The organism is Nocardioides sp. YJ-D4 (genome assembly GCF_054031495.1).
Genome location: NZ_CM132932.1, coordinates 4,677,263 through 4,700,536, shown reverse-complemented (window position 1 = coordinate 4,700,536; position 23,274 = coordinate 4,677,263). Strand labels below are relative to the sequence as shown.

General features: G+C 71.4%; 17 protein-coding genes, 1 pseudogene and 3 riboswitches. Of the genes and pseudogenes, 9 read left to right on the top strand and 9 right to left on the bottom strand.

Annotation, left to right across the window (positions count from 1 at the left end):
• Positions 1–49 precede the first annotated feature (49 nt).
• Genes ACW14X_RS22505 through ACW14X_RS22485 form a run of 5 tightly spaced genes read left to right on the top strand, consistent with a single transcriptional unit; the run spans position 50 to position 7,290 of the window.
• Positions 50–3,655: a cobaltochelatase subunit CobN gene (locus ACW14X_RS22505; RefSeq protein ID WP_457163369.1), complete on the top strand. Its 3,606-nt coding sequence runs from the start codon at positions 50–52 to the stop codon at positions 3,653–3,655.
• Positions 3,652–4,437 carry a precorrin-6A synthase (deacetylating) gene (cobF, locus tag ACW14X_RS22500; RefSeq protein WP_457163368.1) on the top strand — a complete coding sequence of 262 codons (786 nt, stop codon included), beginning with the start codon at positions 3,652–3,654 and terminating at the stop codon, positions 4,435–4,437. The genes ACW14X_RS22505 and cobF overlap by 4 nt, the downstream gene beginning before the upstream one ends.
• Positions 4,434–5,891 (top strand): cobyric acid synthase, encoded by a 1,458-nt coding sequence (locus tag ACW14X_RS22495; RefSeq protein ID WP_457163367.1) that lies wholly within the window; start codon positions 4,434–4,436, stop codon positions 5,889–5,891. The genes cobF and ACW14X_RS22495 overlap by 4 nt, the downstream gene beginning before the upstream one ends.
• Complete coding sequence (locus tag ACW14X_RS22490) at positions 5,888–6,613, top strand: cobalt-precorrin-6A reductase (RefSeq protein ID WP_350844733.1); 726 nt, start codon at positions 5,888–5,890, stop codon at positions 6,611–6,613. The genes ACW14X_RS22495 and ACW14X_RS22490 overlap by 4 nt, the downstream gene beginning before the upstream one ends.
• Positions 6,610–7,290 carry a (2Fe-2S) ferredoxin domain-containing protein gene (locus ACW14X_RS22485; protein ID WP_457163366.1) on the top strand — a complete coding sequence of 227 codons (681 nt, stop codon included), beginning with the start codon at positions 6,610–6,612 and terminating at the stop codon, positions 7,288–7,290. Before ACW14X_RS22490 ends, ACW14X_RS22485 begins: the two co-directional genes overlap by 4 nt.
• 17 nt (positions 7,291–7,307) lie before the next feature.
• Here ACW14X_RS22485 and ACW14X_RS22480 read toward each other — a convergent pair.
• The 5 genes and pseudogenes from ACW14X_RS22480 to ACW14X_RS22460 all read right to left on the bottom strand — a co-directional run.
• Positions 7,308–8,069 (bottom strand): annotated as a pseudogene (locus ACW14X_RS22480) (CbtA family protein); the annotation flags it as partial.
• 17 nt (positions 8,070–8,086) lie between these two features.
• Positions 8,087–8,302 (bottom strand): CbtB domain-containing protein, encoded by a 216-nt coding sequence (locus tag ACW14X_RS22475; protein WP_160028078.1) that lies wholly within the window; start codon positions 8,300–8,302, stop codon positions 8,087–8,089.
• Positions 8,303–8,455: 153 nt separating this feature from the next.
• On the bottom strand, positions 8,456–9,550 hold the full coding sequence (locus ACW14X_RS22470) for an ABC transporter substrate-binding protein (RefSeq protein WP_457163365.1): 1,095 nt from the start codon (positions 9,548–9,550) through the stop codon (positions 8,456–8,458).
• Positions 9,547–10,386 (bottom strand): ABC transporter ATP-binding protein, encoded by an 840-nt coding sequence (locus ACW14X_RS22465; RefSeq protein WP_457163364.1) that lies wholly within the window; start codon positions 10,384–10,386, stop codon positions 9,547–9,549. Before ACW14X_RS22465 ends, ACW14X_RS22470 begins: the two co-directional genes overlap by 4 nt.
• The gene (locus tag ACW14X_RS22460; RefSeq protein ID WP_201451412.1) at positions 10,383–11,402 is read right to left on the bottom strand and encodes an iron ABC transporter permease; all 1,020 of its coding nucleotides are present in this window, start codon (positions 11,400–11,402) and stop codon (positions 10,383–10,385) included. The genes ACW14X_RS22465 and ACW14X_RS22460 overlap by 4 nt, the downstream gene beginning before the upstream one ends.
• A gap of 111 nt (positions 11,403–11,513) precedes the next feature.
• Positions 11,514–11,697: riboswitch (cobalamin riboswitch) on the bottom strand.
• Between the two features lie 88 nt (positions 11,698–11,785).
• Positions 11,786–12,003, top strand: a riboswitch (cobalamin riboswitch).
• 132 nt (positions 12,004–12,135) lie between these two features.
• Between ACW14X_RS22460 and ACW14X_RS22455 the strand changes: the two genes are divergently transcribed.
• The 3 genes from ACW14X_RS22455 (at position 12,136) to ACW14X_RS22445 (ending at position 15,353) form a co-directional block, all read left to right on the top strand.
• A complete protein-coding gene (locus tag ACW14X_RS22455; RefSeq protein WP_350844725.1) occupies positions 12,136–13,155 on the top strand; it encodes a ribonucleotide-diphosphate reductase subunit beta in 1,020 nt (339 codons plus the stop codon).
• The gene (locus ACW14X_RS22450; protein WP_457163363.1) at positions 13,155–14,855 is read left to right on the top strand and encodes a ribonucleoside-diphosphate reductase subunit alpha; all 1,701 of its coding nucleotides are present in this window, start codon (positions 13,155–13,157) and stop codon (positions 14,853–14,855) included. Before ACW14X_RS22455 ends, ACW14X_RS22450 begins: the two co-directional genes overlap by 1 nt.
• A gap of 138 nt (positions 14,856–14,993) precedes the next feature.
• Positions 14,994–15,353, top strand: coding sequence for a (2Fe-2S) ferredoxin domain-containing protein (locus ACW14X_RS22445; RefSeq protein WP_350844721.1), 360 nt, complete (start codon positions 14,994–14,996; stop codon positions 15,351–15,353).
• Here ACW14X_RS22445 and ACW14X_RS22440 read toward each other — a convergent pair.
• From ACW14X_RS22440 to ACW14X_RS22425, 4 genes are all read right to left on the bottom strand, one after another.
• Positions 15,341–16,267: a cobalamin biosynthesis protein gene (locus tag ACW14X_RS22440; RefSeq protein ID WP_457163362.1), complete on the bottom strand. Its 927-nt coding sequence runs from the start codon at positions 16,265–16,267 to the stop codon at positions 15,341–15,343. The genes ACW14X_RS22445 and ACW14X_RS22440 overlap by 13 nt on opposite strands.
• Positions 16,268–16,403: 136 nt before the next feature.
• Entirely contained in the window at positions 16,404–18,974 is a 2,571-nt protein-coding gene (locus ACW14X_RS22435; protein ID WP_457163361.1) for a cobyrinate a,c-diamide synthase, read from the bottom strand.
• Positions 18,968–19,582, bottom strand: a complete 615-nt coding sequence (cobO, locus tag ACW14X_RS22430; protein ID WP_160028064.1) for a cob(I)yrinic acid a,c-diamide adenosyltransferase — start codon at positions 19,580–19,582, stop codon at positions 18,968–18,970. Before cobO ends, ACW14X_RS22435 begins: the two co-directional genes overlap by 7 nt.
• Positions 19,582–21,687 (bottom strand): magnesium chelatase subunit D family protein, encoded by a 2,106-nt coding sequence (locus ACW14X_RS22425; RefSeq protein ID WP_350838104.1) that lies wholly within the window; start codon positions 21,685–21,687, stop codon positions 19,582–19,584. The genes cobO and ACW14X_RS22425 overlap by 1 nt, the downstream gene beginning before the upstream one ends.
• Positions 21,688–21,712: 25 nt before the next feature.
• A riboswitch (cobalamin riboswitch) is annotated at positions 21,713–21,853 on the bottom strand.
• A gap of 16 nt (positions 21,854–21,869) precedes the next feature.
• On the opposite strand from ACW14X_RS22425, the gene cbiE reads away from it, so the two are divergent.
• Positions 21,870–23,099, top strand: coding sequence for a precorrin-6y C5,15-methyltransferase (decarboxylating) subunit CbiE (gene cbiE, locus ACW14X_RS22420; RefSeq protein WP_457163360.1), 1,230 nt, complete (start codon positions 21,870–21,872; stop codon positions 23,097–23,099).
• Positions 23,100–23,274 lie beyond the last annotated feature (175 nt).

Genomic DNA, 23,274 nt, shown 5'->3' with positions numbered 1-23,274 from the left:
GGGCTATCCGACCGATCGACGGGGCGAGAACCCCTAGGAGGACCTCGGCATGGCCGACTCTGCACGCGTACGCATCGCCCTTCTGTCCACCTCGGACACCGACCTGCTCTCGGCCCGTGCCAGCGGCGCCGACTACGCCTGGGCGAACCCGTCGCGGGCCACCGACCTCGAGCAGATCGTCGCCGATGCCGACCTGGTCGTCTTCCGGCTCCTCGGCTCGCCCACCGATCTCTGGGACGGCCTGAGCGCGGTCAAGGAGCGGGGCACTCCCGTCGTCGTCCTCGGCGGCGAGCAGCAGCCGAGTGCCGAGCTGATGGAGCACTCCACCGTCCCGATGGGCGTCGCCGCCGAGGCCCACCGCTATCTCGCCGAGGGCGGGCCGGCCAACCTCGCCCAGCTGCACGCGTTCCTCTCCGACACGGTCCTGCTGACCGGCTTCGGGTTCGAGCCGCCGGCGACCGTCCCGGCCTGGGGCTTCGCGGAGCGTCCCTCGCCTGCCGACGACACCCTTCCCCGCATCGGGGTGCTCTACTACCGCGCCCACGAGACCAGCGGGAACACCGCGTTCGCCCATGCACTGGCCGACGCCATCGACGCGACCGGCGCGGCCACCGGCGTACCCGTCTTCGCGGGCTCGCTGCGCTCGGCCCCCGACGACCTCTACGAGGCGCTCGGCACCCTCGACGCACTGATCGTGACCGTGCTCGCGGCCGGTGGCTCCGTGCCCGCCTCGGCGAGCGCCGGTGGCGAGGACGAGGCCTGGGACGTGGAGCGGATGGCGGCGCTCGACATCCCGGTGCTCCAGGGGCTCTGCCTGACCAGCTCGCGTGCGGACTGGGAGGCCTCCGACGACGGCGTGACGCCGCTCGACTCGGCCAACCAGATCGCGATCCCCGAGTTCGACGGCCGGATCATCACCGCGCCGTTCTCCTTCAAGGAGCTCGACGAGCAGGGTCTCCCCCACTACGTCGCCGACCCCGAGCGCACCGCGCGGGTCGCCCGGATCGCGGTCAACCACGCCCGCCTGCGGCACACGCCCAACCCGGACAAGCGTCTCGCGCTGGTGCTCTCCGCCTACCCGACCAAGCATGCTCGCATCGGCAACGCGGTCGGCCTGGACACCCCGGTCTCCGCGATCCGGATGCTGCGCCGCCTGCGCGAGGAGGGCTATGACCTGGGCCAGGACAACGAGGTCGTACGCATCCTCGACTCCGTCGCGGCCGAAGAGGGTGGCACCGCCGCCGGCGACGCGCTGATCCACGCACTGATCGCGGCCGGCGGCCAGGACGAGGAGTGGCTGACCAACGCCCAGCTCACCGACGCCCATGTCCGCATCTCCAAGGCCGACTACGACCGGTGGACCGCGGATCTCCCTGCTGACCTGCGCGAACAGATGGTCGAGACCTGGGGGCCGACGCCGGGCAAGCTCTTCGTCAACGACAACGACGAGCTCGTCCTGGCCACGCTCCAGGCCGGCAACATCGTCATCCTGATCCAGCCGCCGCGCGGGTTCGGTGAGAACCCGGTCGCGATCTACCACGACCCCGACCTGCCGCCGTCGCACCACTACCTCGGCGCCTATCGCTGGCTCGAGCACGGCTTCGGGGCCGACGCCGTCGTGCACCTCGGCAAGCACGGCTCGATGGAGTGGCTGCCCGGCAAGAACGCCGCGCTCTCGGCGTCCTGCGGCCCGGATGCGGCCATCGGCAACATGCCGCTGATCTACCCGTTCCTGGTCAACGACCCGGGCGAGGGTGCTCAGGCGAAGCGCCGTGCGCACGCCACGATCATCGACCACCTGGTGCCGCCGATGGCGCGTGCGGAGTCCTACGGCGACATCGCGCGGCTGGAGTCGCTGATGGAGGAGTACGACCGCATCTCCTCCATGGACCCGGCCAAGCTGCCCGCCATCCGCGGCGAGATCTGGCAGCTGATGAAGGCCGCCGAGCTCCACCGCGACCTCGGCATGGAGGAGCGGCCCGAGGACGACGCCTTCGACGACTTCATGCTCCACATCGACGGCTGGCTCTGCGAGATCAAGGACGCCCAGATCCGCGACGGGCTGCACGTGCTCGGTGCCGCGCCGGAGGGTGAGGCACGCGTCAACCTGGTGCTCTCGATCCTGCGCGCCGCGCAGGTCTGGGGCGGCGTCGGCGGTGCCGTGCCCGGGCTGCGGGCGGCGCTGGGCCTCAAGGAGGGCGCCGACACCCGGGCGGTCGACGAGATCGAGACCCAGGCGCGCGCTCTGGTGGAGCGGATGGATGCGGCCGGCTGGGACCCGGCCGTCGCCGAGACGCTCCACGACGACCCGGCCGTGCGGCAGGTGCTCGTCTTCGCCGCCGAGCAGGTGGTGCCGCGGCTGAACGGGACGACCGACGAGCTGTCCGCGGTCCTGCATGCGCTGGACGGTGGCTTCGTCCCCGCGGGGCCGTCGGGCTCGCCGCTGCGCGGGCTCGTCAACGTACTTCCGACCGGGCGCAACTTCTACACCGTCGACCCGCGCGCGGTGCCGTCGCGGCTGGCCTGGCAGACCGGGCAGGCGATGGCCGACTCGCTGCTGCAGCGCTACCTGGACGAGACCGGCGACTACCCGACATCGGTCGGGCTCTCCGTCTGGGGCACCTCCGCGATGCGTACGTCCGGCGACGATGTCGCCGAGGTGCTCGCGCTGCTCGGAGTGCGCCCCGAGTGGGACGAGGCCTCCCGCCGGATCACGCACCTCGACGTCATCTCGCTCGAGGAGCTGGGCAGGCCCCGGATCGACGTGACCGTACGCATCTCCGGGTTCTTCCGCGACGCGTTCCCGCACGTGGTCTCGATGCTCGACGACGCGGTCCGGATGGTGGCCGACCTCGACGAGCCGGACACCGACAACTTCGTCCGCGCGCACACCCTCGAGGACCTCGCCGACCACGGCGACCAGCGCCGCGCGACGTCTCGGATCTTCGGCTCCAAGCCCGGTTCGTACGGTGCCGGGATCCTGCAGGTGATCGAGGCCGGCAACTGGCGCTCCGACCAGGACCTGGCCGACGTCTACGCGGCGTGGGGCGGCTTCGCCTACGGCCGCGACCTCGATGGCGCCCCGGCGGCCGACGACATGCGCGCCAACTACCGCCGGATCAAGGTCGCCGCCAAGAACGTCGACTCCGCCGAGCACGACATCGCCGACTCCGACGACTACTTCCAGTACCACGGCGGCATGGTCGCGACCGTCCGCGCGCTGACCGGCAGCGAGCCGAAGGCGTACGTCGGCGACTCCACCTCCCCCGACGCCATCAAGACCCGCACGCTGCAGGAGGAGACCAACCGCGTCTTCCGGGCACGCGTGGTCAACCCGCGCTGGATCTCGGCGATGCAGCGCCACGGTTACAAGGGTGCCTTCGAGCTGGCCGCGACCGTCGACTACCTCTTCGGCTTCGACGCGACCGCAGGCGTGGTGCAGGACTGGATGTACGAGAAGCTCGCCCGAGAGTACGTCCTGGACGAGACCAACCAGGAGTTCATGCGATCCTCGAACCCGTGGGCGCTGCGCGGCATCGTCGAGCGGCTGCACGAGGCTGCCGAGCGCGGGCTGTGGGAGTCGCCCGACCCCGAGCTCGTCGCAGCGATGCAGGAGATCTATCTCGACATCGAAGGTGATCTGGAGGAGGAATGAGTTCTTCTGACAAGCGTCGGATCAAGATCATCGGGGTCGGCCCCGGTGACCCCGACCAGGTTACCCTCGAGGCCGTGGCCGCGATGCGGTCGGTCGACTACTTCCTGGTCACCGACAAGTCGGGCACGGTCAAGCAGGGCATGCCCGACCCGCTGGTCCGGGCCCGTGAGGAGCTGCTCGACCGCCACCTCTCCGCTCCCGCGCGGGTCGTCAAGGTCGACGACGCTCCTCGCGAGCGGCGTGAGGAGTTCACCGGGACCGACGCCGAGTACCGGGCGGCGGTCGCAGCCTGGCACCGGGCCCGCGTCGAGCGGTACCTCGCCGTGCTCGCCGAGCACCCCGGCGACGTCGGCTTCCTGGTCTGGGGCGACCCGGCCTTCTACGACTCCACCATCCGCGTCGTCGACCAGATCTCCGAGCAGCTCGACATCGAGGTCGATGTCATCCCCGGGATCTCCTCGGTACAGCTGCTCGCCGCGCGGCATCGGCTCGTCCTCCACGACGTCGGGCGACCGCTCTACGTCACCACCGGCCGCGCCGTGCTCGAGGCCGTCGAGGCCGGGCACGACAACCTCGTGGTGATGCTCAACCGGGTCGTCGACCTCCCCGGGCTCGAGGACTGGCGGATCTGGTGGGGCGGCAACCTCGGCACGCGTGAGGAGGAGCTGGTCGCAGGCACGGTCGGCGAGGTCCTGCCGGCGATCGAGTCCGCCCGGGCACGGTTGCGCGAGACGTCCGGCTGGGTGATGGACATCTACCTGTTGCGAGCCCCGCGCCGATGAGCGGGCTGCTGGTCGCCGGCACCACCTCGGATGCGGGCAAGTCGGTCGTGACGACCGGGCTGTGCCGGGCGTTCGCACGCCGCGGCATCAAGGTGGCGCCCTACAAGGCCCAGAACATGTCCAACAACTCGATGGTCTGCGAGGCGCCGGACGGGACAACGGCGGAGATCGGCCGGGCCCAGTGGGTACAGGCCCTGGCGGCGCGGGTCACCCCGGAGCCGGCGATGAACCCGGTCCTGCTCAAGCCCGGCTCCGACCGCCGCAGCCACGTGGTCCTGATGGGGCATCCGGCGGGCGAGGTGTCCTCCCACGACTGGGAGGCGGGGCGCCGGCATCTGGCGACCGCGGCCCATGCGGCGTACGACGATCTGGCCTCGCGTTTCGACGTCATCGTCGCCGAAGGCGCGGGCAGCCCGGCCGAGATCAACCTGCGGGCCGGGGACTACGTCAACATGGGGCTGGCCCGGCACGCCGGGCTGCCGACCGTCGTCGTGGGCGACATCGACCGGGGCGGGGTGTTCGCGGCGATGTACGGCACCCTGGCGCTCCTCGAGCCCGATGACCAGGCCCTGATCAGCGGTTTTGTGGTCAACAAGTTCCGCGGTGATCTCGGCTTGCTGAGGCCCGGACTCGACTCGCTGGAGTCGATCACCCAGCGCCCGGTCTTCGGCGTGCTCCCCTGGGAGCCGTCGTTGTGGCTCGACTCCGAGGACGCGCTCGACCTCGAAGGGCGCCGTTCGGCGCCAGGTGCCACTCGCAAGGTCGCGGTCGTACGCCTCCCCCGGATCTCCAACTTCACCGACGTCGACGCGCTCGGGCTGGAGCCGGATCTCGATGTCGTCTTCGCCTCCTCGCCGGCCGATGTCGCCGATGCCGACCTGGTCGTCCTGCCCGGCACCCGGTCCACGATCAGCGACCTGGCCTGGCTCCGCTCACGCGGCCTCGACGTGGCCCTGACCGAGCACGTACGCCGCGGCCGCCCGCTCCTCGGGATCTGCGGTGGCTTCCAGATGCTCGGCGGCGTGATCGCGGATCCCGACGGTGTCGAGGGGTCGGTCGCCGAGGTCGAGGGGCTGGGCCTGCTCGACGTACGCACCGACTTCACCCCCGCCAAGAACCTCCGCCTGCCCACCGGCTCGGCGCTCGGGGTCGAGGCGAGCGGCTACGAGATCCACCACGGCCGGATCACCCTCGGCGACGGAGTCACCGAGTTCCTCGGCGGCGCTCGAACCGGCAACGTCTTCGGCACGATGTGGCACGGCAGCCTGGAGGGCGACGCGCTGCGCGGCGCCTTCCTCGCAGCGACACTGGGTCGCGAGCCGTCCGCGGTCTCCTTCCCAGCCGCCCGCGAGCGCCGCCTGGACCTGATCGCCGACCTCGTCGAGGAGCACCTCGACGTCGACGCCCTGCTCGACCTCGCCACCTCAACCCCCGTCGGAGGAGCCCAACGATGAGGCTGTTGATCCTGGGCGGGACCGGGGAGGCGCGGGACCTGGCGGCGCGGCTGGTCGACGACGGCGTCGACGTCACCTCCTCGCTGGCCGGACGGGTGGCGCGACCGCGGCTTCCGGTGGGCGCGGTGCGGATCGGTGGGTTCGGTGGGGTCGAGGGGCTGCGGACGGCTCTCGCGGAGTACGACGCGGTCGTGGACGCCACCCATCCGTTCGCCCGCGGGATGTCTGCCAACGCGGCCGCGGCCTGCGAGCTGACCGGCCATCCGCTGCTCCGTCTGGAGCGGCCGGGCTGGACGCCCGACCCGTCCTGGGTCTACGCCGACGGCCACGACCAGGCCGCGGATCTCGCCGCCGGCCTCGGCGCCCGACCGTTCATCACGGTCGGCCGCCAAGAGCTCGGGCGCTTCGTACCCGCACTGGCCGGGCGTGCCGCGCTCGCCCGCGTGGTCGACCGGCCCGAGCTCGAGCTGCCCGAGCCGTGGACGCTGCTGACCAGTCGCGGACCGTACGACCTCGACGGTGAGCTCGCGCTGATGCGGGAGCACCGCACCGACGTACTCATCACCAAGGACTCCGGCGGCACCTACACCCGGCCGAAGATGGATGCGGCGGCCGAGCTGGGCGTGAAGGTGGTCGTCGTCCGTCGACCGGGCGGACCTGGCGAGGTCCAGACGGTCAACGATGTCGCCGACGCGGTCGCCTGGGTCAAGGGGCTCCGGTGAGCGTCCGCGTCCTCGTCGGCATGTCGGTGACCGATGTCGACCGGCGCGGGGATCTGCTCGACTGGGCCGGTGAGCTCGGCGCGAGCCTCGCGTTCCTGCAGATGGGCGGACCCTCGCTCTCCGCCGAGCTGACCAGGCTCGCCGACTCCGGAGCCGCGACCATCATGCTGGCCGGCGTCAGCCTCGGCCCGCTCGCCCCCGGCCACTCCTGGCTGCGCCGGATCGCGGCCCACTGGTGGCGTGAGCGCCCCGGGGACCGCCCTGAGATCCAGATCGCGACCCGTCTGGCGACCACCCGCGACGAGCTCCCCGACGCGCTCGCCGAGACCCGGCCGGTCACCGGCACCGAGCCCGGGCTGACCTCGCCCGCCTGGGAGCGAGTCCCCGAGCACGTACGTCAGGTCCTGATCTGCCGCGGCCCGCGCTGCACCGCGAAGGGCTCGGAGGAGACCGCGAGAGAGGTGATCCTGGGTGCGATGGAGGCCGGTCTCGTCGACGACGACCTGCTGATCACCCACACCGGGTGCCAGTTCCCGTGCAACCAGGCGCCGGTGCTCAGCGTCCAGCCCGACGATGTCTGGTACGGAAACGTGGAAGCGGCCGCCGCCCGGGTGATCGTGCGTGATCACCTGGCCGACGGCCGCCCCGTGGAGGCCTACCGCCTCCCCCGCTGCTGAACCTTCTCGTGGCCTGCTCACAGGCTCGCGGCAAGGGCCTTTCGCTCCGCGACGGCGCGCTCCGTCGCGTGCAGCCTGATCACCAGGCCGGTCAGTGCCACTCCGATCACACCCCACATGGTGGCGAGCGTGATCAGCGATGCCCGCCGGAAGAACCACAACGTGTCGGCCGGGAAGTCCCCGACCTCGTTGACCGTCGTGAACAGCTCCCCGGCCACGACCATCACGACCAGGTAGGCCGCGATCGCGCCGACCACGGCGAGATAGGTGCCGAACCGTCCGCGCAGCCGCACGGCGGCGTACGTCACCACCACGGCAGCCACGACCGAGAGTGCCTGGAAGGCGAAGTAGACCGCGGTGCGGACGCCGATGGTGTCGCCGCTGCCGACCGCCGGCGGGGTCGCCGGATATTTGAGGAACGGCACCAGCGCGACCGCGACGAACCCGATCAGGGTGACGAGCGCCGTCGACTGTCCCGGCGTGAGCCGCCCGATCCGCCCGAGAGCGAATGCGGCGACCAGCCCGAGGATGCCCCCGAGCGCGACGCCGACGGCCAGGGTGCCGGTCAGCAATCCCCAGGTGCTCTGGTTGGTGCGAGAGACCTCGGCGGCCTCCTCCTCACCGGCCTCGGAGCCCTCGGCTGCATGCGAGTGCGAGTGCCCGTCGCCACCGGCTTCCTCCAGCGCGATGGCAGCACCGACCTGCGGCTCACCGACGGCGTACGCCACCAGGAAGGTGACGACGCCGGCGAGGAGTCCAGCTAGGAGGCCGCGTACGAGAAATGCACGCGGGCTCATCAGTGGCAGGGGTAGCCGAGCAGGTGACGACCGTCGTGGACCCACTCGTGGATGAGCGTGCCGGACGGGATCGAGACGGCGCCCTGGTCGGCGCTGATGAAGAAGAGCACCAGCAGACCGAGCAGACCGAAGAAGAGCGCCCAGGGGGCCAGCTCACGGAGCGGGATGGTGGGAAGGTCGGCGCCGGCGACGGGCGCCACAGCGTGCTGCGACATATGTCCTCCTCAGGGATACCTGCGTCCCTGTTCGTTGGGGTTGGACGGACACTCGGGTCTGACTCCACCGCCGCGAGGCGATGTCACAGTAGCGCGACTGTGCCGGAGTTCCACCGGCTTCCTCATGTCCGTTGCGTGCACTATAGCGGGATCTCAGCGGAGCCACTCGTTGCCGACGAGGTTGGTGAGATCGGCGATGTCGAGCCTCGGTTCGATCCCGGACTCGGGCGCGAGACCGAAGTGCTCCAGCGAGCGCCGGACCCACTCGGCGGCGTCGATGTTGAGCGGGCCGGAGACCCACATCGCGTAGGGCAGGTTCACGAACCTGTTCTCCTTGACGGCCGGGAGGTCGCGGGAGGCCGGGTTGGCCTTGAGCACCTTGACCTTCTCCTCGTAGGACTGCCCCGGGTAGTCCACGAAGTAGATGACGTCGGGCTCGGCGGCCGCGAAGCGCTCCCAGCCGACCTCGGTCCAGGTGTCCTCGACGTCGGCGGTCGCGTTGGTCACTCCGGCGGTGTCGAAGATCGCCTGCGGTCCCCCGAAGGATCCGGAGGTGAAGATCGCGTCGGTGCCGGAGTCGAAGAGGAACGCGGTCGGCTCCTCGTCGGGCTTCGGCGCGCTCTCCAGGGCCGCGCGACGCTCCTCGATGTCGGCGACGACCTTCGCCGCGGTCGCGTCGTGGCCGGTCAGCTCGCCGATGTTGAGCAGGTCGGTACGCAGCGCCGTCCAGGCGTCCATGGTGCCGCGGTCACCGTCTTCCTGCCGGCAGGTCTCGCTGAGCAGGTAGGTCTCGATGCCCCGCTCCTGCACCATCTCGGGCACCAGGTTCCGCGACTCGCTGAACCCGTAGCTCCAGCCCGCGAACATCAGCTGCGGGTCGAGGGCCAGGACGGTCTCCAGCGTCGGCTGGTCCTCGCCCACGATCTCGAGCTCGTCGACCCTGTCCTCGGGGTAGGCGAGCTCGAGCAGCTGCTGGTCCCGGGCCAGGCCGGTGACCGCGACCAGCTCCTCGCGGGCACCGACGGCCAGCGCGATGGAGATGATCCCGCCGTCGTAGGCGTACAGCTCGGTGACCGGCTGGTCGACCGTGAGCTTCTCCCCGCAGTTCTCGACGGTGATCGCGTCCTGACCGGCCTCCTCGGCGGCCTTCTCCGCCGTCCCGCAGGCGGTGAGGATCGTGGTGCCGAGCGCGAGCGCGGCGAGGCAGCCGAGGCCCGGGCGTACGTGGCGGGTGAGGCGCTGGTTCATGCGGATCGGTCCTTCCGAGGATGGATGAGCAGGTGGGGCTGGTCGAGGTGTGGGTGGGGCACCTGGACCGAGCCGACGCCGAAGTGGTGCTCGACGCGGATGCTGTCGAGCACCTCGACCGGCGGCCCGTGGGCCACGACGGTGGCCGGGCCGCTGTCGGGGTCGCTCTCCCGGGGCCGGCCGAGGACGGCGAGCCGGTCGAAGGAGCGGAGCGCCAGGTCGAGGTCGTGGATGGTCGCGACGAGGGTCTCGGCCCGCTCGGCGACGCTGTGCAGCAGCCGCAGCTGCCAGGCGACGTCGAGATGGTTGGTGGGCTCGTCCAGGAGCATCACCGGGCTCTCCTGGGCGAGGCCCCTGGCCATGACCGCCCGGCGCCGCTCGCCGCCGGAGAGCCGGTCGCACGGGTCGTCGATGCGGTCGGCGAGGCCGACGGCGTCGAGGGCCGCCCGGACGATCTCCCGCTCCTGCCGCCCGCCTCGCGACCAGGGCCGGGTGCGGGGCACCCGGCCCAGCGCGACCATCTCCCCGACGAGCAGCTCGGCGGAGGCGACCTCCTCCTGGGGGACGTACGCCAGTCGGCGGGCGCGTTCGCGCGAGCCGATCCGGGCGGTCTCCTGGAGCCGTCCGGACTCGTCGGCGAGACAGGCCTGCCCGGTGCTGGGCCGCAGCACCCCGGCGAGGATCCGCAGCAGCGTCGACTTCCCCACGCCGTTGACGCCGACGATGCCGAGGCGGGTGCCCACCGGCACGTCCAGGTCGACGTCGCGCAGCACCTCGCGCTGGCCCAGCCGCGCGGAGACCCCGCGCAGCCGGAGCACGGCCGCGGACCCGCTCATCGGTCGCCTCCGAAGCGGTACTGACCGCGACCGAGCAGCAGCAGGAACAGCGGCGCGCCGACGACGCCGGTGACCACCCCCAGCGGGATCTCCTGCGGGCGTGCCACCAGCCGGGCGAGCACGTCGACCCACAGCAGGAACACCCCGCCTGCCAGGGCCGCGACCGGGAGCACCACCCGGTGCCGCGCGCCCACGAGCAGCCGGGCCGCGTGCGGCACGATCAGACCGACGAATCCGATCCCACCACTGACCGCGACCAGGATCCCGACGAGCACCGCCAGGGCGACGAAGAGAGTCGTACGCAGCGCCGCGACGTTCACGCCGAGCGCGGCAGCGGTCTCGGGCCCGGCGGCGAGGGCGTCCAGCCAGCGGTGCAGCGCCAGCATCGCGAGACCGAGGACGAGGCTGAGTGCCGCGGGCAGCCACAGCTTCTCCCAGCTGGCACCGCCGACGCTGCCGAGCATCCAGAACATCACCGAGTCCGCCGCGCGCGGATCGTCGCTCATGAAGACCAGGAACGAAGCGATGGCGGAGAGCCCCGAGGAGAGCACGACCCCGGAGAGCACCAGCCGGATCGGAGTCAGCCCACCTTGGGCGGTGGCCACCAGCCAGACCAGCAGCGCCGAGCCGACGGCTCCGAGCAGGGCGCCGCCGGAGACGGCGTACGTGCCGAGACCAGCCAGCGCGCCCGTGGTGATCGCGGCCGTCGCGCCCACCGAGGCGCCGGAGCTGATCCCGAGCAGGAACGGGTCGGCGAGCGGGTTGCGGACCAGGGTCTGCATGCCGGCACCGGCCACGGCCAGCCCCGCGCCGACGGCGAGCGCCATCAACGCCCGGGGGACGCGCAGCTCCCACACGATCACGTCCCACTTCCCCGGTGCGTCGCCCTGGAGCCGGTCGACGACGGCCGCGACGACCTCGCCGAGAGGGATCCGCTCGGAGCCGAAGGCCAGGGACGCCACGGCGCTGAACGCGGCGGCGAGCAACAGCCCGACGACCAGCGGCACGAACGGCAGCCGCCGCCTCCCGGCACCGCCGGGGCTCGGGATCAGGGTGGGGGTCTCGCGGCACGGCGTCTGCACGCAGTTCGGCCTCTCAGGTCCTCTGGACCCTGGTCGCGAGGGCCGTGACGAACGTCTGAGCCGACAGGTTTTCGGACTCGGGTTCAACCGGCGACGCTGCCTTCCCAGGGACCCGTTCCCCAGTGGCTGCCTAGCGTCGCCGTCGCCCTCACCGCTGCGCGCCAGTCCCGGATTCACACCGGAGTTCCCTGGCATCCATCAGGATGCGTTCGACTCGGCGCAGAGGCTAGCACGGGTCGTCGAACCGGTGCCGGGGATGTTTCCGACGACACGGCGAAGCACAAGATCTAGGAAGTTGCATTGATGTAATTCCCGCATATAGTGGTCCTCGCAGCTGGTTCTCCCACCTCGGCGACGGGGCGGGAGAGGCAAGAGGGAACCCGGTGCGAGTCCGGGACTGCCCCGCAGCGGTGAGTGGGAACGACCGCCGTCACGAAGCACTGGGAGCAAGCCATGCCCCTGGGAAGCGACGGCCACTAGGACCAGCACGACCACGCCCACGAGTCCGAAGACCTGCCAGTGCCCACCTCATGGTGGGGTCCGCGACCTCGAGGGAAGGTCAGGGGATCGAGCGAGCACCACGTGACCGGGTCCGCCCGGCGCGCTGCCGCCGTCCTCCCTGCCCCGGCACGGATGCACGAGACATCCAGCGGGCCGCGGAGCCCGCGTGAGCAAGGGGGCATGGGGCTTGATCGACACCGAGGGTCTACCGATCCGCACCGAGAAGTCGGCGTACGTCTTCGACTATCCGATGGCCGAGGACCTGGCCAAGAAGCAGCGGAGCATCTTCTGGACGGCCGAGGAGATCCCGGTCGAGAACGACAAGCAGGACTTCCTGGTCAACATGACCGACGCCGAGCAGGCGGCGGTGAAGACCACGCTGAAGCTGTTCACCATCTACGAGCTGATCCTCGGCGGCGAGGTGTGGGGCGACCGGATCTTCCACGCGTTCCCGCGTCCGGAGGTCCAGATGATGGCCAACGCCTTCTCGTTCGCCGAGCTGAACATGCACGCGCCGTTCTACGCGAAGCTCAACAAGGTCCTCATGATCGACACCGAGGAGTTCTACGACTCCTACAAGAACGACCCGGTGCTGGCCGAGCGGATCCAGTTCGTGTGGGACGCGATCGCCGACGAGGACCTCCTCTACGCGCTGAGCGTCTTCACGCTGATGGAGAACTGCGTCCTCTACTCCAACTTCGCCTTCCTCAAGCACTTCCAGTCCGGCGGAAAGAACCTGCTGCAGAACGTGATCAGCGGCATCAACTTCTCCGCCCGCGACGAGAACCTGCACGCCACCGGCGGCGCCTGGCTGTTCAACACCACTCTGGACGAGTACGCCGCCACCGTCCCGGCCGACAAGTTCGAGGCCGAGCGCGACGACCTCTTCGCGCGGGTCCGCGGCGTGGCCGAGCACCTCTACGCCCACGAGGCCCGGATCGTGGAGATGCTCTTCGACCACGGGCCGATCACCGGCATCGACCAGGCCGACCTGGAGACCTTCGTGAGGTCCCGCATCGACATGACCCTGGAGAACATGCGGATGGAGCCGCTGTTCAACGTCGAGGCCAACCCGATCGCCGAGTGGTTCTACAGCGGCATCAACGGCACCCAGTTCCACGACTTCTTCCAGGTCACCGGCAACGAATACAACCGCAACATCGGCGAGACGGAGTTCAGCTTCTAATGAGCAACAGCAACTGGGAGGCGCTCTCCGCCGAGCGCAAGTCCCTGCAGGCCGACGGCGTCGTGCCCGCCTTCATGACCACGGCGGGCTATGCCATGTTCAAGGCCAAGTACACCGTCGCCGACCAGAGCGTCCGGGAGCGCTACGAGACCATCGCCAGCACCGCCGGCGACCTCGCCGACGAGATGTACCCCCGCGAGGACGGCGTCTCCTGGACGGAGCGGTTCTTCGAGGCGATCTGGAACGGCTGGCTCTCGCCGTCGACGCCGGTGCTGTCCAACCTCGGCACCGACCGGGGTCTGCCCGTCTCGTGCGAGGGCTCGTACGTCGAGGACTCGGTGTGGGGCTTCTACGAGACCCTCAAGGAGGCGGCGATCCTCTCCCAGAACGGGTTCGGGACCTCGGCGTACCTCGGTGACGTCCGGCCCCGCGGCGCGAAGTTCAGCGACAACGGCAAGGCCAACGGTGTGGTCCCGGTCTTCTGCAACTTCGTGGAGATGACCAACCAGATCAGCCAGGGCGCCACCCGCCGCGGTTCCTGGGCGGGCTACCTGCCCGTGGACCACCCGGACTTCTACGAGCTCGCCGACCTGATCTTCCGCGAGCCCGCCAACAAGAACATCGGCTGGATCTTCAGCCAGGCGTTCATCGACCGGATGCTGGCCGGCGATCGCGATGCTCTGGAGCGCTACCAGCGGGTGCTGAAGATCCGGGTGGTGCTGGGCAAGGGCTACATCTGGAAGGTCGACACCGTCAACGCGGCCCAGACCGAGTCCTACAAGGCCAACGGGCTGGAGAACAAGGCCTCCAACCTGTGCTCGGAGATCACCCTCTTCTCCGACGAGGACCACTCCTACACCTGCGTGCTCTCCTCGCTGAACCTCTCGACCTACGACGAGTGGAAGGACCAGGACACGGCGTACGTCGCGACCGTCTTCCTCGACGCGGTCGCCGAGGCGTTCCTGCGCAAGGCCCGCACCATCCGTGGTCTGGAGCGGGCGGTGCGCTACACCGAGAAGGCCCGCAGCCTCGGGCTGGGCGTGATGGGCTACCACGACTACCTGCAGAAGCAGCGGGTGCCGTTCGAGTCGGACAAGGCGGCGGCGCTCAACAAGGACATCTTCGAGCGGATCTCGGCGGATGCCGACGCCGCGTCGCGGTGGATGGGCTCGGTCGCGGGCATCCCGGAGTGGTGCGTCGGACGGCGCAACTCCCACCTGATGGCGATCGCGCCGACGATGAGCACCGCGGTGATCGTCGGCGGCACCAGCCAGGGCATCGAGCCGTACGTCGCCAACGTCTGGAACCAGACCACCTCGGCCGGAGAGATGCCACGGGCCAACCAGAACCTCGTCGAGGTCATGGAGGAGCGCGGGGTCTACGACCAGGCGCACATCGACGACATCGTCGACCACGGCGGTTCCGTCCAGCACGTCGACTGGCTCGACGAGCACGAGAAGGACGTCTTCAAGACGGGCTACGAGATCGACCAGGAGGTCCTGCTCGCTCGCGCATCGGACCGGCAGGTCCACATCGACCAGGCCCAGTCGCTCAACCTGTTCTTCCAGGCCGACGCGACCCCGCAGTACATCAGCAAGATCCACAAGCTGGCGCTGCTCGACCCGAACATCAAGAGCCTGTACTACCTGCGCTCGCGGGCCGGCATCCAGGCCAGCAAGCAGACCCGCACTTCGAACTGACCACCTGCGACCGAGAGGCATGACCATGAACGAGAACCCGACCACCACCGACGCCATCGACGATCTCAGCTGGGACGACTGGAGCGACGCCGCGGTCTGTGCCATCGAGAACGGCCCGGACTGCGAGGCCTGCGAAGGATGAGCGACCCCACCACCGGGCGGCCGACGCTGACGGTCTGTCGCGGCTGCTGCTGCGGGACGGAGCGGAAGTCGCCCGGGGTGGACCATGCGGCCGTGCTCACGACGCTGAACGCGGCGGCCGGGGAGTCGGCGACCGTACGTGTCGCCGACTGCCTCGGCCCGTGCGAGCGTGCCGACGTCGTGGTGGTCGGTCCCTCACCCGAGGGGCGACAGCGTGGGGCACGGCCGGTCTGGGTCGCCCGGGCCGGCTCGGTGCGGGTCGCCGACGCCCTGGCCGAGTGGACCCGCGCCGGCGGACCGGGCATCGCCGAGGCACCGCCCGCCGTCCTGGCTCGGGCGTTCCGTCACGGGCGCTGAGTGATGACGGCGTACGCCGCCGCGACCAGGGCCGCCCCGATGCCGACCCTGCGTGCCAGCGCGGTGGCGCTGACCACGTCGGCGGGGGCGGCGTCGCGGCCGTCGCCCATCACCGCGCGGTGCTCGACACGGTTGCCGTAGTAGCGGTTCGTGCCGCCGAGGCGGATGTCGAGGGCACCCGCGAAGGACGCCTCGACGACGCCGGCGTTCGGGCTCGGGTGCCGCGCGGCGTCACGCCGCCAGGCCGCCCAGGCCTGCCTGGCCCGCGACGGCGCAGCGGCCAGGGTGAGCAGGCCGGAGAGGCGGGAGCCGGGCAGGTTGAGCAGGTCGTCGAGGCGGGCACTCGCCCAGCCGAAGCGCTCGTAGCGGTCGTTGTGGTGCCCGACCATCGCGTCCAGGGTGTTGGCGGCGCGGTAGCCGAGCAGACCGGGTACGCCCGCGATCGCGCCCCACACCAGCGGTGCGACCACTGCGTCCGAGGTGTTCTCGGCGACGCTCTCGACCACGGCCCGGGAGACCTCGGAGGCGTCGAGCTCCTCGGTGTCGCGGCCGACGAGGTGGGTCAGCCGCTGTCGCGCGGCAGGTAGGTCGCCGCGGTCGAGATGTTCGTGGACGGCGAGTGCCTCCCGCTCCAGCGAGCGGCCGCCCAGGACCGCCCAGGTCGCGGCGGCGGTGACCAGGGTTCTCCCCGCTCTTCCTGGAGCGGCACATTCGGCAACCGCTCCGAGGACCACCGCTCCCCCGACCAGGGCGGCCGCGTGCAGGACCCCGCGGGCACGGTCGTCCGCGTACCAGGCCCGTTCGGCCCGCATCGCCACCGTGCCGAACCCGGCGACCGGGTGATAGCGGCGCGGGTCCCCGAGCAGCCGGTCGAGCGCGAAGCCTGCGAGGAGCCCGATCGCCCGTGCCCTCATCTCGAAGCTCCTGACCGGGGGCCGCGGGCACTTTCCCGCCATGGCGGGGATGTTCGGCACACCGGGTGGCGAGACGGCGGCATTTTCCCGCCATGGCGGGAAAGTGTCGCTGCCGCGAGGGCGATCCACTTGGGTGTCACGCCTTCACCTGCTGCTCGAGCTGGTGCAGGAGGCGGTCGGTGAGCTCGGGCGGACGTACGGCGATCCGCACCCACTCCGGACCGAGCCCGGGGAACGTGTCCGCCCGGCGTACGGCGATGCCCTGCTCGCGCAAGGCCTCACGGACTCCGGCGCCCGGGCGGGCCAGGACGAAGGAGGCGGCCGATGGGACGTACTCGATCTGCTGGTCCCGCAGGCCCGCCTCGAGGTGGTCGCGCCAAGTGGTGATCCGCTCGGCGCGCTCACGGGCCTCGGCGCTCGCCCGCTCGGTCGCGCAGGCGAGCATCGCGGCAGCCGCGGTGGCCGAGACCGACCACGGGGTACGCACCGCCTCCAGGTCGCTGATCGTGGCGGTGTCGCCGACGACGTAGCCGGCGCGTACGCCGGGGATCGACCAGTGCTTCGTCAGGCTCCGGATAACCAGCAGGCCCTCGGTGCACTCGCCGGTCAAGGTCTCCGGCTCGCCGGGGACGGCATCCATGAACGCCTCGTCGACCACGACCAGCCGGCCGGGCCTGAGAAGGGCGCGGAGGGTGGCCCTCGGGTGGAGTACGCCGGTGGGGTTGGTCGGGTTGCCGACGACGACCAGGTCCGCGTCCTCGGGGACCGTAGCCGGGTCGAGGGTGAACCCATCCTCGTGACGGAGGCAGACCTCGGTCACTCGGTGGCCTGCTTGCTCGAGCGCCGCGTGGGGCTCGGTGAACTGCGGGTGCACGACGACGGGCCGTCGCCATGGCCTGGCCCTGGCGACCAGCGTGAACGCCTCTGCCGCTCCCGCCGTCGGGAGCACCTCGGCGCGCTCGCGGCCGTGGTGCTTGGCCAGCGCCGCCCGCGCCGGCTCCTCGTCGGGGTAGGCCGCCGACGCCAGCGACTCGTGCAGCGCCTGGTCCAGCCACTCCGGTCGGGGATCCGGGTAGACGTTCACCGCGAAGTCGAGCAGCCCCTCCCCCACCTCGACATCCCCATGGTGCCGCAGCGGATCAGCGACCGCGCCCCCGCTGGTCGAGCCGTCACTCCCGCTGGTCGAGCCGTCACTCCCGCTGGTCGAGCCGCCGGAGCCGCTAGGCGGAGGCGTGTCGAGACCAACACGGTCAGCCGTCGCGCTCGAGAGGACCGTGTTGGTCTCGACACGACGTCGTTCGTCCCTCACGACGTCGGCTCGACCGACGGAGGCGACGTCGGCTCGACCGACGGGGGCGAAGGCGTGGGCGGCGTCGGCGAAGCGGCGCGCCAGGTGCGGATGGCCGGCCCAGTGAACGTGGAGGTACGAGGCGTGCAGGGTGTCGCTGCTGACGCCCATCTCGGCAGCGTCGACGGTCCACGCCGCCCGGGCTCCGGCGGCCGGGGTCGTCGTGGTGCGGTGGAACTCGTGGCCGGTGACCTGCTCGCCGGCGCGGGTGAGGAGGGAGTCGGAGGCGGCAGTGGCGACGGGGTAGCGCAGGGTGAGGCGCTCGCTCATGGCGGCCTGGGCTGGGATGGCACCGGCCATCGGTACGCCGTCGAGGGACTCGGCCAGGTAGAGGAGACCGGCGCACTCGGCGACGGTCGGCACCCCGGCCTCGACAGCCGCCCGGAGGTCGCGGAGCAGGCTCGTGTTGGCGGCGAGGTCGGCGGCGTACATCTCCGGGAAGCCGCCGCCGAGGTAGATCCCCCTGGTGCCCTCGGGGAGCGCGGGATCGGTGAGCGGGTCGAAGGGGCGTACGTCGCAGCCCGCCGCTTCCAGGAGCTCCTCGGTCTCGGGGTAGCGGAACGTGAACGCGCGACCACCTGCGACCGCGACGACCGGGCGCTCCCAGTCAGGGACGGTCTCGGTTTCCAGAGCCCGGGCCGGATCCCAGGCGACATCGTCGATGTCGGGGGCCGAGCGGGCGACGTCGAGCAGGGCCGCGAGGTCGAGGTGGGCGGCGACCTGCTCCCCCAGCCGCTCGATCAGCGCGACCGACTCGTCGCGCTCGGCGACCGGGACGAGGCCGAGGTGGCGCGACGGGGACGCGAGCGTCTCGTCGCGCGGGAGCATGCCGAGCACCGGCAGCCCGACCTGCTCCAGCGCTCGCCGGATCTCCTCGGCGTTGCGTCCCGGGGAGCAGCGGTTGAGCACGACTCCCCCGATGCGTACCGACGGGTCGAAGGCCGCCATCCCGGCGGCGATCGCGGCAGCGGAGCGGGACATCCGGGCGACGTCGAGGACCAGGACCACCGGCGAGGAGGTCAGCGCCGCGACGTGGGCGGTGGAGGCGAAGCCGTCGGTGCCGAGGCGGCCGTCGTAGAGGCCCATGACACCCTCGATGACCGCCACATCCGCGCCGGCGGCGCCGTGGAGCAGCAGCGGCACGACCCGCGACTCCCCCACCAGGTGAGGGTCCAGGTTGCGGCCCGGGCGTCCGGTGGCGAGCGCGTGGTAGCCCGGATCGATGTAGTCCGGGCCCACCTTGTGACCGCTCACGACGCTCCCGGAGGCACGCAGCGCCGCCATCAGCCCGGTGGCGATCGTCGTCTTCCCCGAGCCGGTCGAGGGAGCAGCGACCACCAGCCGGGGCAGGGTCACCATTCGATGCCCCGCTGGCCCTTCTGGCCGGCGTCCATCGGGTGCTTGATCTTGGTCATCTCGGTGACCAGGTCGGCGACCTCGAGCACGGCGGGGTCGGCGTCGCGGCCGGTGATCACCACGTGCTGGCGCCCCGGTCGCTCGGCGAGGACGGAGGCGACCTCGGCGGCGTCGACCCAGCCCCACTTGATCGGGTAGGTGAACTCGTCGAGGACAAGCAGGTCGTACGTCTCCGCGGCCAGGCACCGCTTGATCTCGGCCCAGCCCTCGGCGGCAGCTGCGGCGTGGTCCTCGGCGTCACCCTGCTTGCGGCTCCAGGACCAGCCGGAGCCCATCTTGTGCCAGTCGACCGGCCCGCCCTCGCCGGTCTCCTCGTGCAGCTTCCCGAGGCGCTCGAGCACGGTCTGCTCGCCGATACGCCACTTGGCCGACTTCACGAACTGGAAGACGCCGATCCGCCAGCCCTGGTTCCAGCCGCGCAGCGCGAGCCCGAAGGCGGCGGTCGACTTCCCCTTGCCGGGGCCGGTGTGGACCATCACCAGGGGCCGGTTGCGACGCTGGCGGGTGGTGAGCCCGTCGTCGGGTACGTTCAGCGGCTGTCCCTTCGGCATCAGGCAGCGCCCCTTCCCATGGTGGATCCGGTGAACCCGTGGACGGCGGAGGTCAGCGCCTCGGCGCTCACCTCGGCGACCGGCACGTGCTCGGCGCCCAGGTGCTCGGCCAGCTGGCGGGCCAGCCCGAGCCGCATCGGCCCGCTCTCGGAGTCGATGACGACCGTGGTGACACCGAGTCCGGCGACGTACGCAGCCGCCTGCTGCGAGCGCCGGACGGCGTCCTTGCCGTGGGTCTTGGAGTTGGCGCGACCGTCGGTGACGACCACCAGCAGCGGCCGCAGATCGGGGTCACGCAGGTGCTCGCGCTGGAGCACACGGGCGGCCTCGAGGAGGCCTTCGGCCAGCGGCGTACGTCCTCCGGCGGGCACCTCGTCGAGGCGGGCCGCGGCGAGGTCGACCGACCCGGTCGGCGGCAGCACCAGCTCGGCGCCCTCGCCCCGGAAGGTGATCATCCCGACCTTGTCGCGGCGCCGGTAGGCGTCGAGCAGCAGCGAGAGGACGGCGGCCTTGACCTGCGCCATCCGCTTGCGTGCGGCCATCGACCCGGAGGCGTCCACGCAGAAGAGCACCAGGTTGGCCTCGCGGCCCTCGCGAACCGCGGTGCGGAGGTCCTCGATCCGGAGCTCGACCTTCGCCGAGGTACGGTCCCGGGCGCTCTGCTTGCCTGCGGCCGCCTTGAGCGTCTCGACGAGGTGGAGCGAGCCGCGGGTGCTGGTGTCCGCGCCGATCCGGCGGCCGCTGCTGCCGATCGCCTTGCTCCGGCCGCCGGAGCGGCCGGTGCCCAGGCCGGAGACGGTCAGCAGGCGGGGGCGGTAGGCGGCGCCTGCGGCGGTGACCGTGTTGGTTTCGACACCGCTCGCTGCGCTCGCGGGCTCAACCATCGAAGAGTCGTCGCTCGCGGGCTCGACCGGCGGGGACTGCTGATCGGTGGTCGGGGGCTCCGCGTCGGTCGAGTCGTCGGAGCTGCCAGGCGGAGGCCCAGCGGAATCTGGCTCAGTGGGACCAACAGAGTCGTCGTGCGCGCCACCCTCGTCCGGCCCGCCGTCCGGCCCGCCCTCCGGCGGCTCGGGCGGCAGCTCCTCGTCGCCGAGGATGCGGTCGAGCAGGTCCTCGTCGAGCCCGGGAGCGTCGAAGGGGTTGCGACGGCGGCGGTGCGGGAGGGCCAGCAGCGCGGCCCGGCGGATGTCTTCGCGGGTGACCTCGGAGCGCCCGGCCCAGGCGGCGTGCGCGACCGCGGTGCGGGCGGTGACGATGTCGGCGCGCAGCCCGTCGACCTCGAACGCCGCGCAGACCTCGGCGATCTTGAGCAGCCCGGGCGCGGTGAGCCGGACCTTCCCGACGAGGGCACGCGCGGTGGAGACGCGGGCGGTCAGGTCACGCTCGGCGGCCACATAGCGCTCGACGAACGCGGGAGCATCCAGGTCGAAGGCCATCCGGCGGCGTACGACCTCGGCGCGCAGCGCCGGATCCCGGGGCGCGGCGACCTCGACGGTGAGCCCGAAGCGGTCCAGGAGCTGCGGACGCAGCTCGCCCTCCTCGGGGTTCATGGTGCCGATCAGCACGAACCGGGCGGCGTGCTCGACCGAGACGCCGTCGCGCTCGACCGAGACCCGGCCCATCGCCGCTGCGTCCAGCAGCAGGTCGACCAGGTGGTCGTGGAGCAGGTTGACCTCGTCGACGTAGAGCAGGCCGCGGTGGGCTCGCGCCAGCAGTCCCGGCTCGAACTCGACCGCGCCGCGCGAGAGCGCACTCTCCAGGTGGAGCGAGCCGACGACCCGGTCCTCGGTGGCGCCGACCGGGAGCTCGACCAGCCGAACCGGCCGGCTCTCCACGACGGCAGCGGACCCGAAGGGCCCGTCCGGCGACTCCGCGGAGGGGTCGGCCGGGTCGATCGAGAACCGATCCCCGGCGTAGACCGAGATCGAGGGCAGCACGGCCGCCAGACCGCGTACGGCCGTCGACTTCGCGGTCCCCTTCTCGCCACGGACCAAGACCCCGCCGATCTCCGGGGAGATGGTGGTGAGCACGAGCGCGAGGCCCATGTCGTCGAGGTCGTCCGCCTGGCAGCCGAGGACGGCAGAAAATGGGTAGTGCACCGGCATGAGAGGCTCCCGCTCCCTATCGCGTTGATTGGATGGACGCGGGGCCGGTCTTCGGACTTGTCGAGTCCCCGTGATGGGGCTCGATTCACCGCAGCGGGCCTGTGCCGGAATCTCACCGGCTTCCCAGATTCTCCCCAGTCGGGGCACCTCGCGCCTGTGCGGTCACTGTAGCGTCTGGCCTCATGATCGTCGTGGTGGGCATCGGTGCCGGAGGTTGGGACGAGATTCCCGTACGTCACCAGCAGCTGATCCTGCAGTCCGCCGTCCTCCTCGGCGGCAAGCGTCATCTCGACCTCGTCCCCGACGTCCCCGGCCAGCGCCGCGAGCCCTGGCCGTCGCCGCTGCGCGAGGGCCTCCCGGCTCTCCTCGAGTCGCTGCCGGACGACGCCCCCGTCGTGGCGCTGGCCTCGGGCGACCCGCTGGTCTCCGGCATCGGAACGACCCTGATCTCACTTCTCGGCCGGAAGAACGTACGCATCGAGCCGGCCGTCTCCGCCGTCGCCCTCGCCCGCGCCCGGATGGGCTGGCCGGCGGAGTCGTGCGCGGTCGTCAGCCTCGTCGGCCGCGACGTGTCGCTGGTCGCCCGCGAGCTCACCCCCGGTCGCCGGATCCTGGCGCTCTCCTCGGACGGATCGACCCCCGCCTCGATCGCGAACCTCCTGGTCACGGCTGGTTTCGGAGGGTCGATGATGACCGTGCTCGGCGACCTGGGAGCGGAGACCGAGAGCGCACGGACCGGGACCGCCTCGACCTGGACGGGCGAGTCGCCCCGGCTCAACATCGTGGCGATCGAGTGCGTCGGCACCACCCTCCTCGGCTGGGCTGCAGGCCTGCCCGACGACGTGTTCGAGAACGACGGTCAGCTCACCAAGCGTGACCTGCGCGCCTCTGCTCTGGCACGCCTGGCCCCCACCCCCAGGGCGCACCTGTGGGACGTCGGCGCCGGTGCCGGCTCGGTCGGGATCGAGTGGATGCGGGCCCACCCCTCCTGCACCACGACCGCGGTCGAGGCCTCTCCCGAGCGGGCGGCCCGGATCGCCCGCAACGCCACCCGCCTCGGCGTACCCGGCCTCGCCGTCATCCAGGGCCGTGCCCCTGACGCGCTGCGCGATCTCCCGGCGCCCGACGCGATCTTCATCGGCGGCGGCGCCACCCGCCCCGGAGTGCTCGACGCCTGCCTGGCCGCACTCCGCCCCGGCGGCCGGCTCGTCGTCCACGGTGTGACGCTGGAGACCGAGCAGCTGCTGGCCACCGCCTACCAGCAGCACGGCGGCGAGCTCACCCGCATCGCCGTCGAGACCTCCGCCCCCATCGGCACCTTCACCGGCTGGACTCCCGCACGGACGGTGACGCAGTGGTCCTTCGTCGTCCCTGCCGACGGCTCCTTCTTGGTCGGAGCGTCGATCCGATAGTGACGATCCGGTGAACGAAAATTCGTTCGCCCGCCGCGTCCCCGCCCACACCCAGGGAAGGAAAATTCCTTCCGCAACCAACGGGTCCGAACTGGAGGCCTCGCCGCCGAACGAATTTTCGTTCGCCTCCGGGCCCGCCACCGAGTGGCGGTCGCCGCGTGGAAGAAAAATTCCT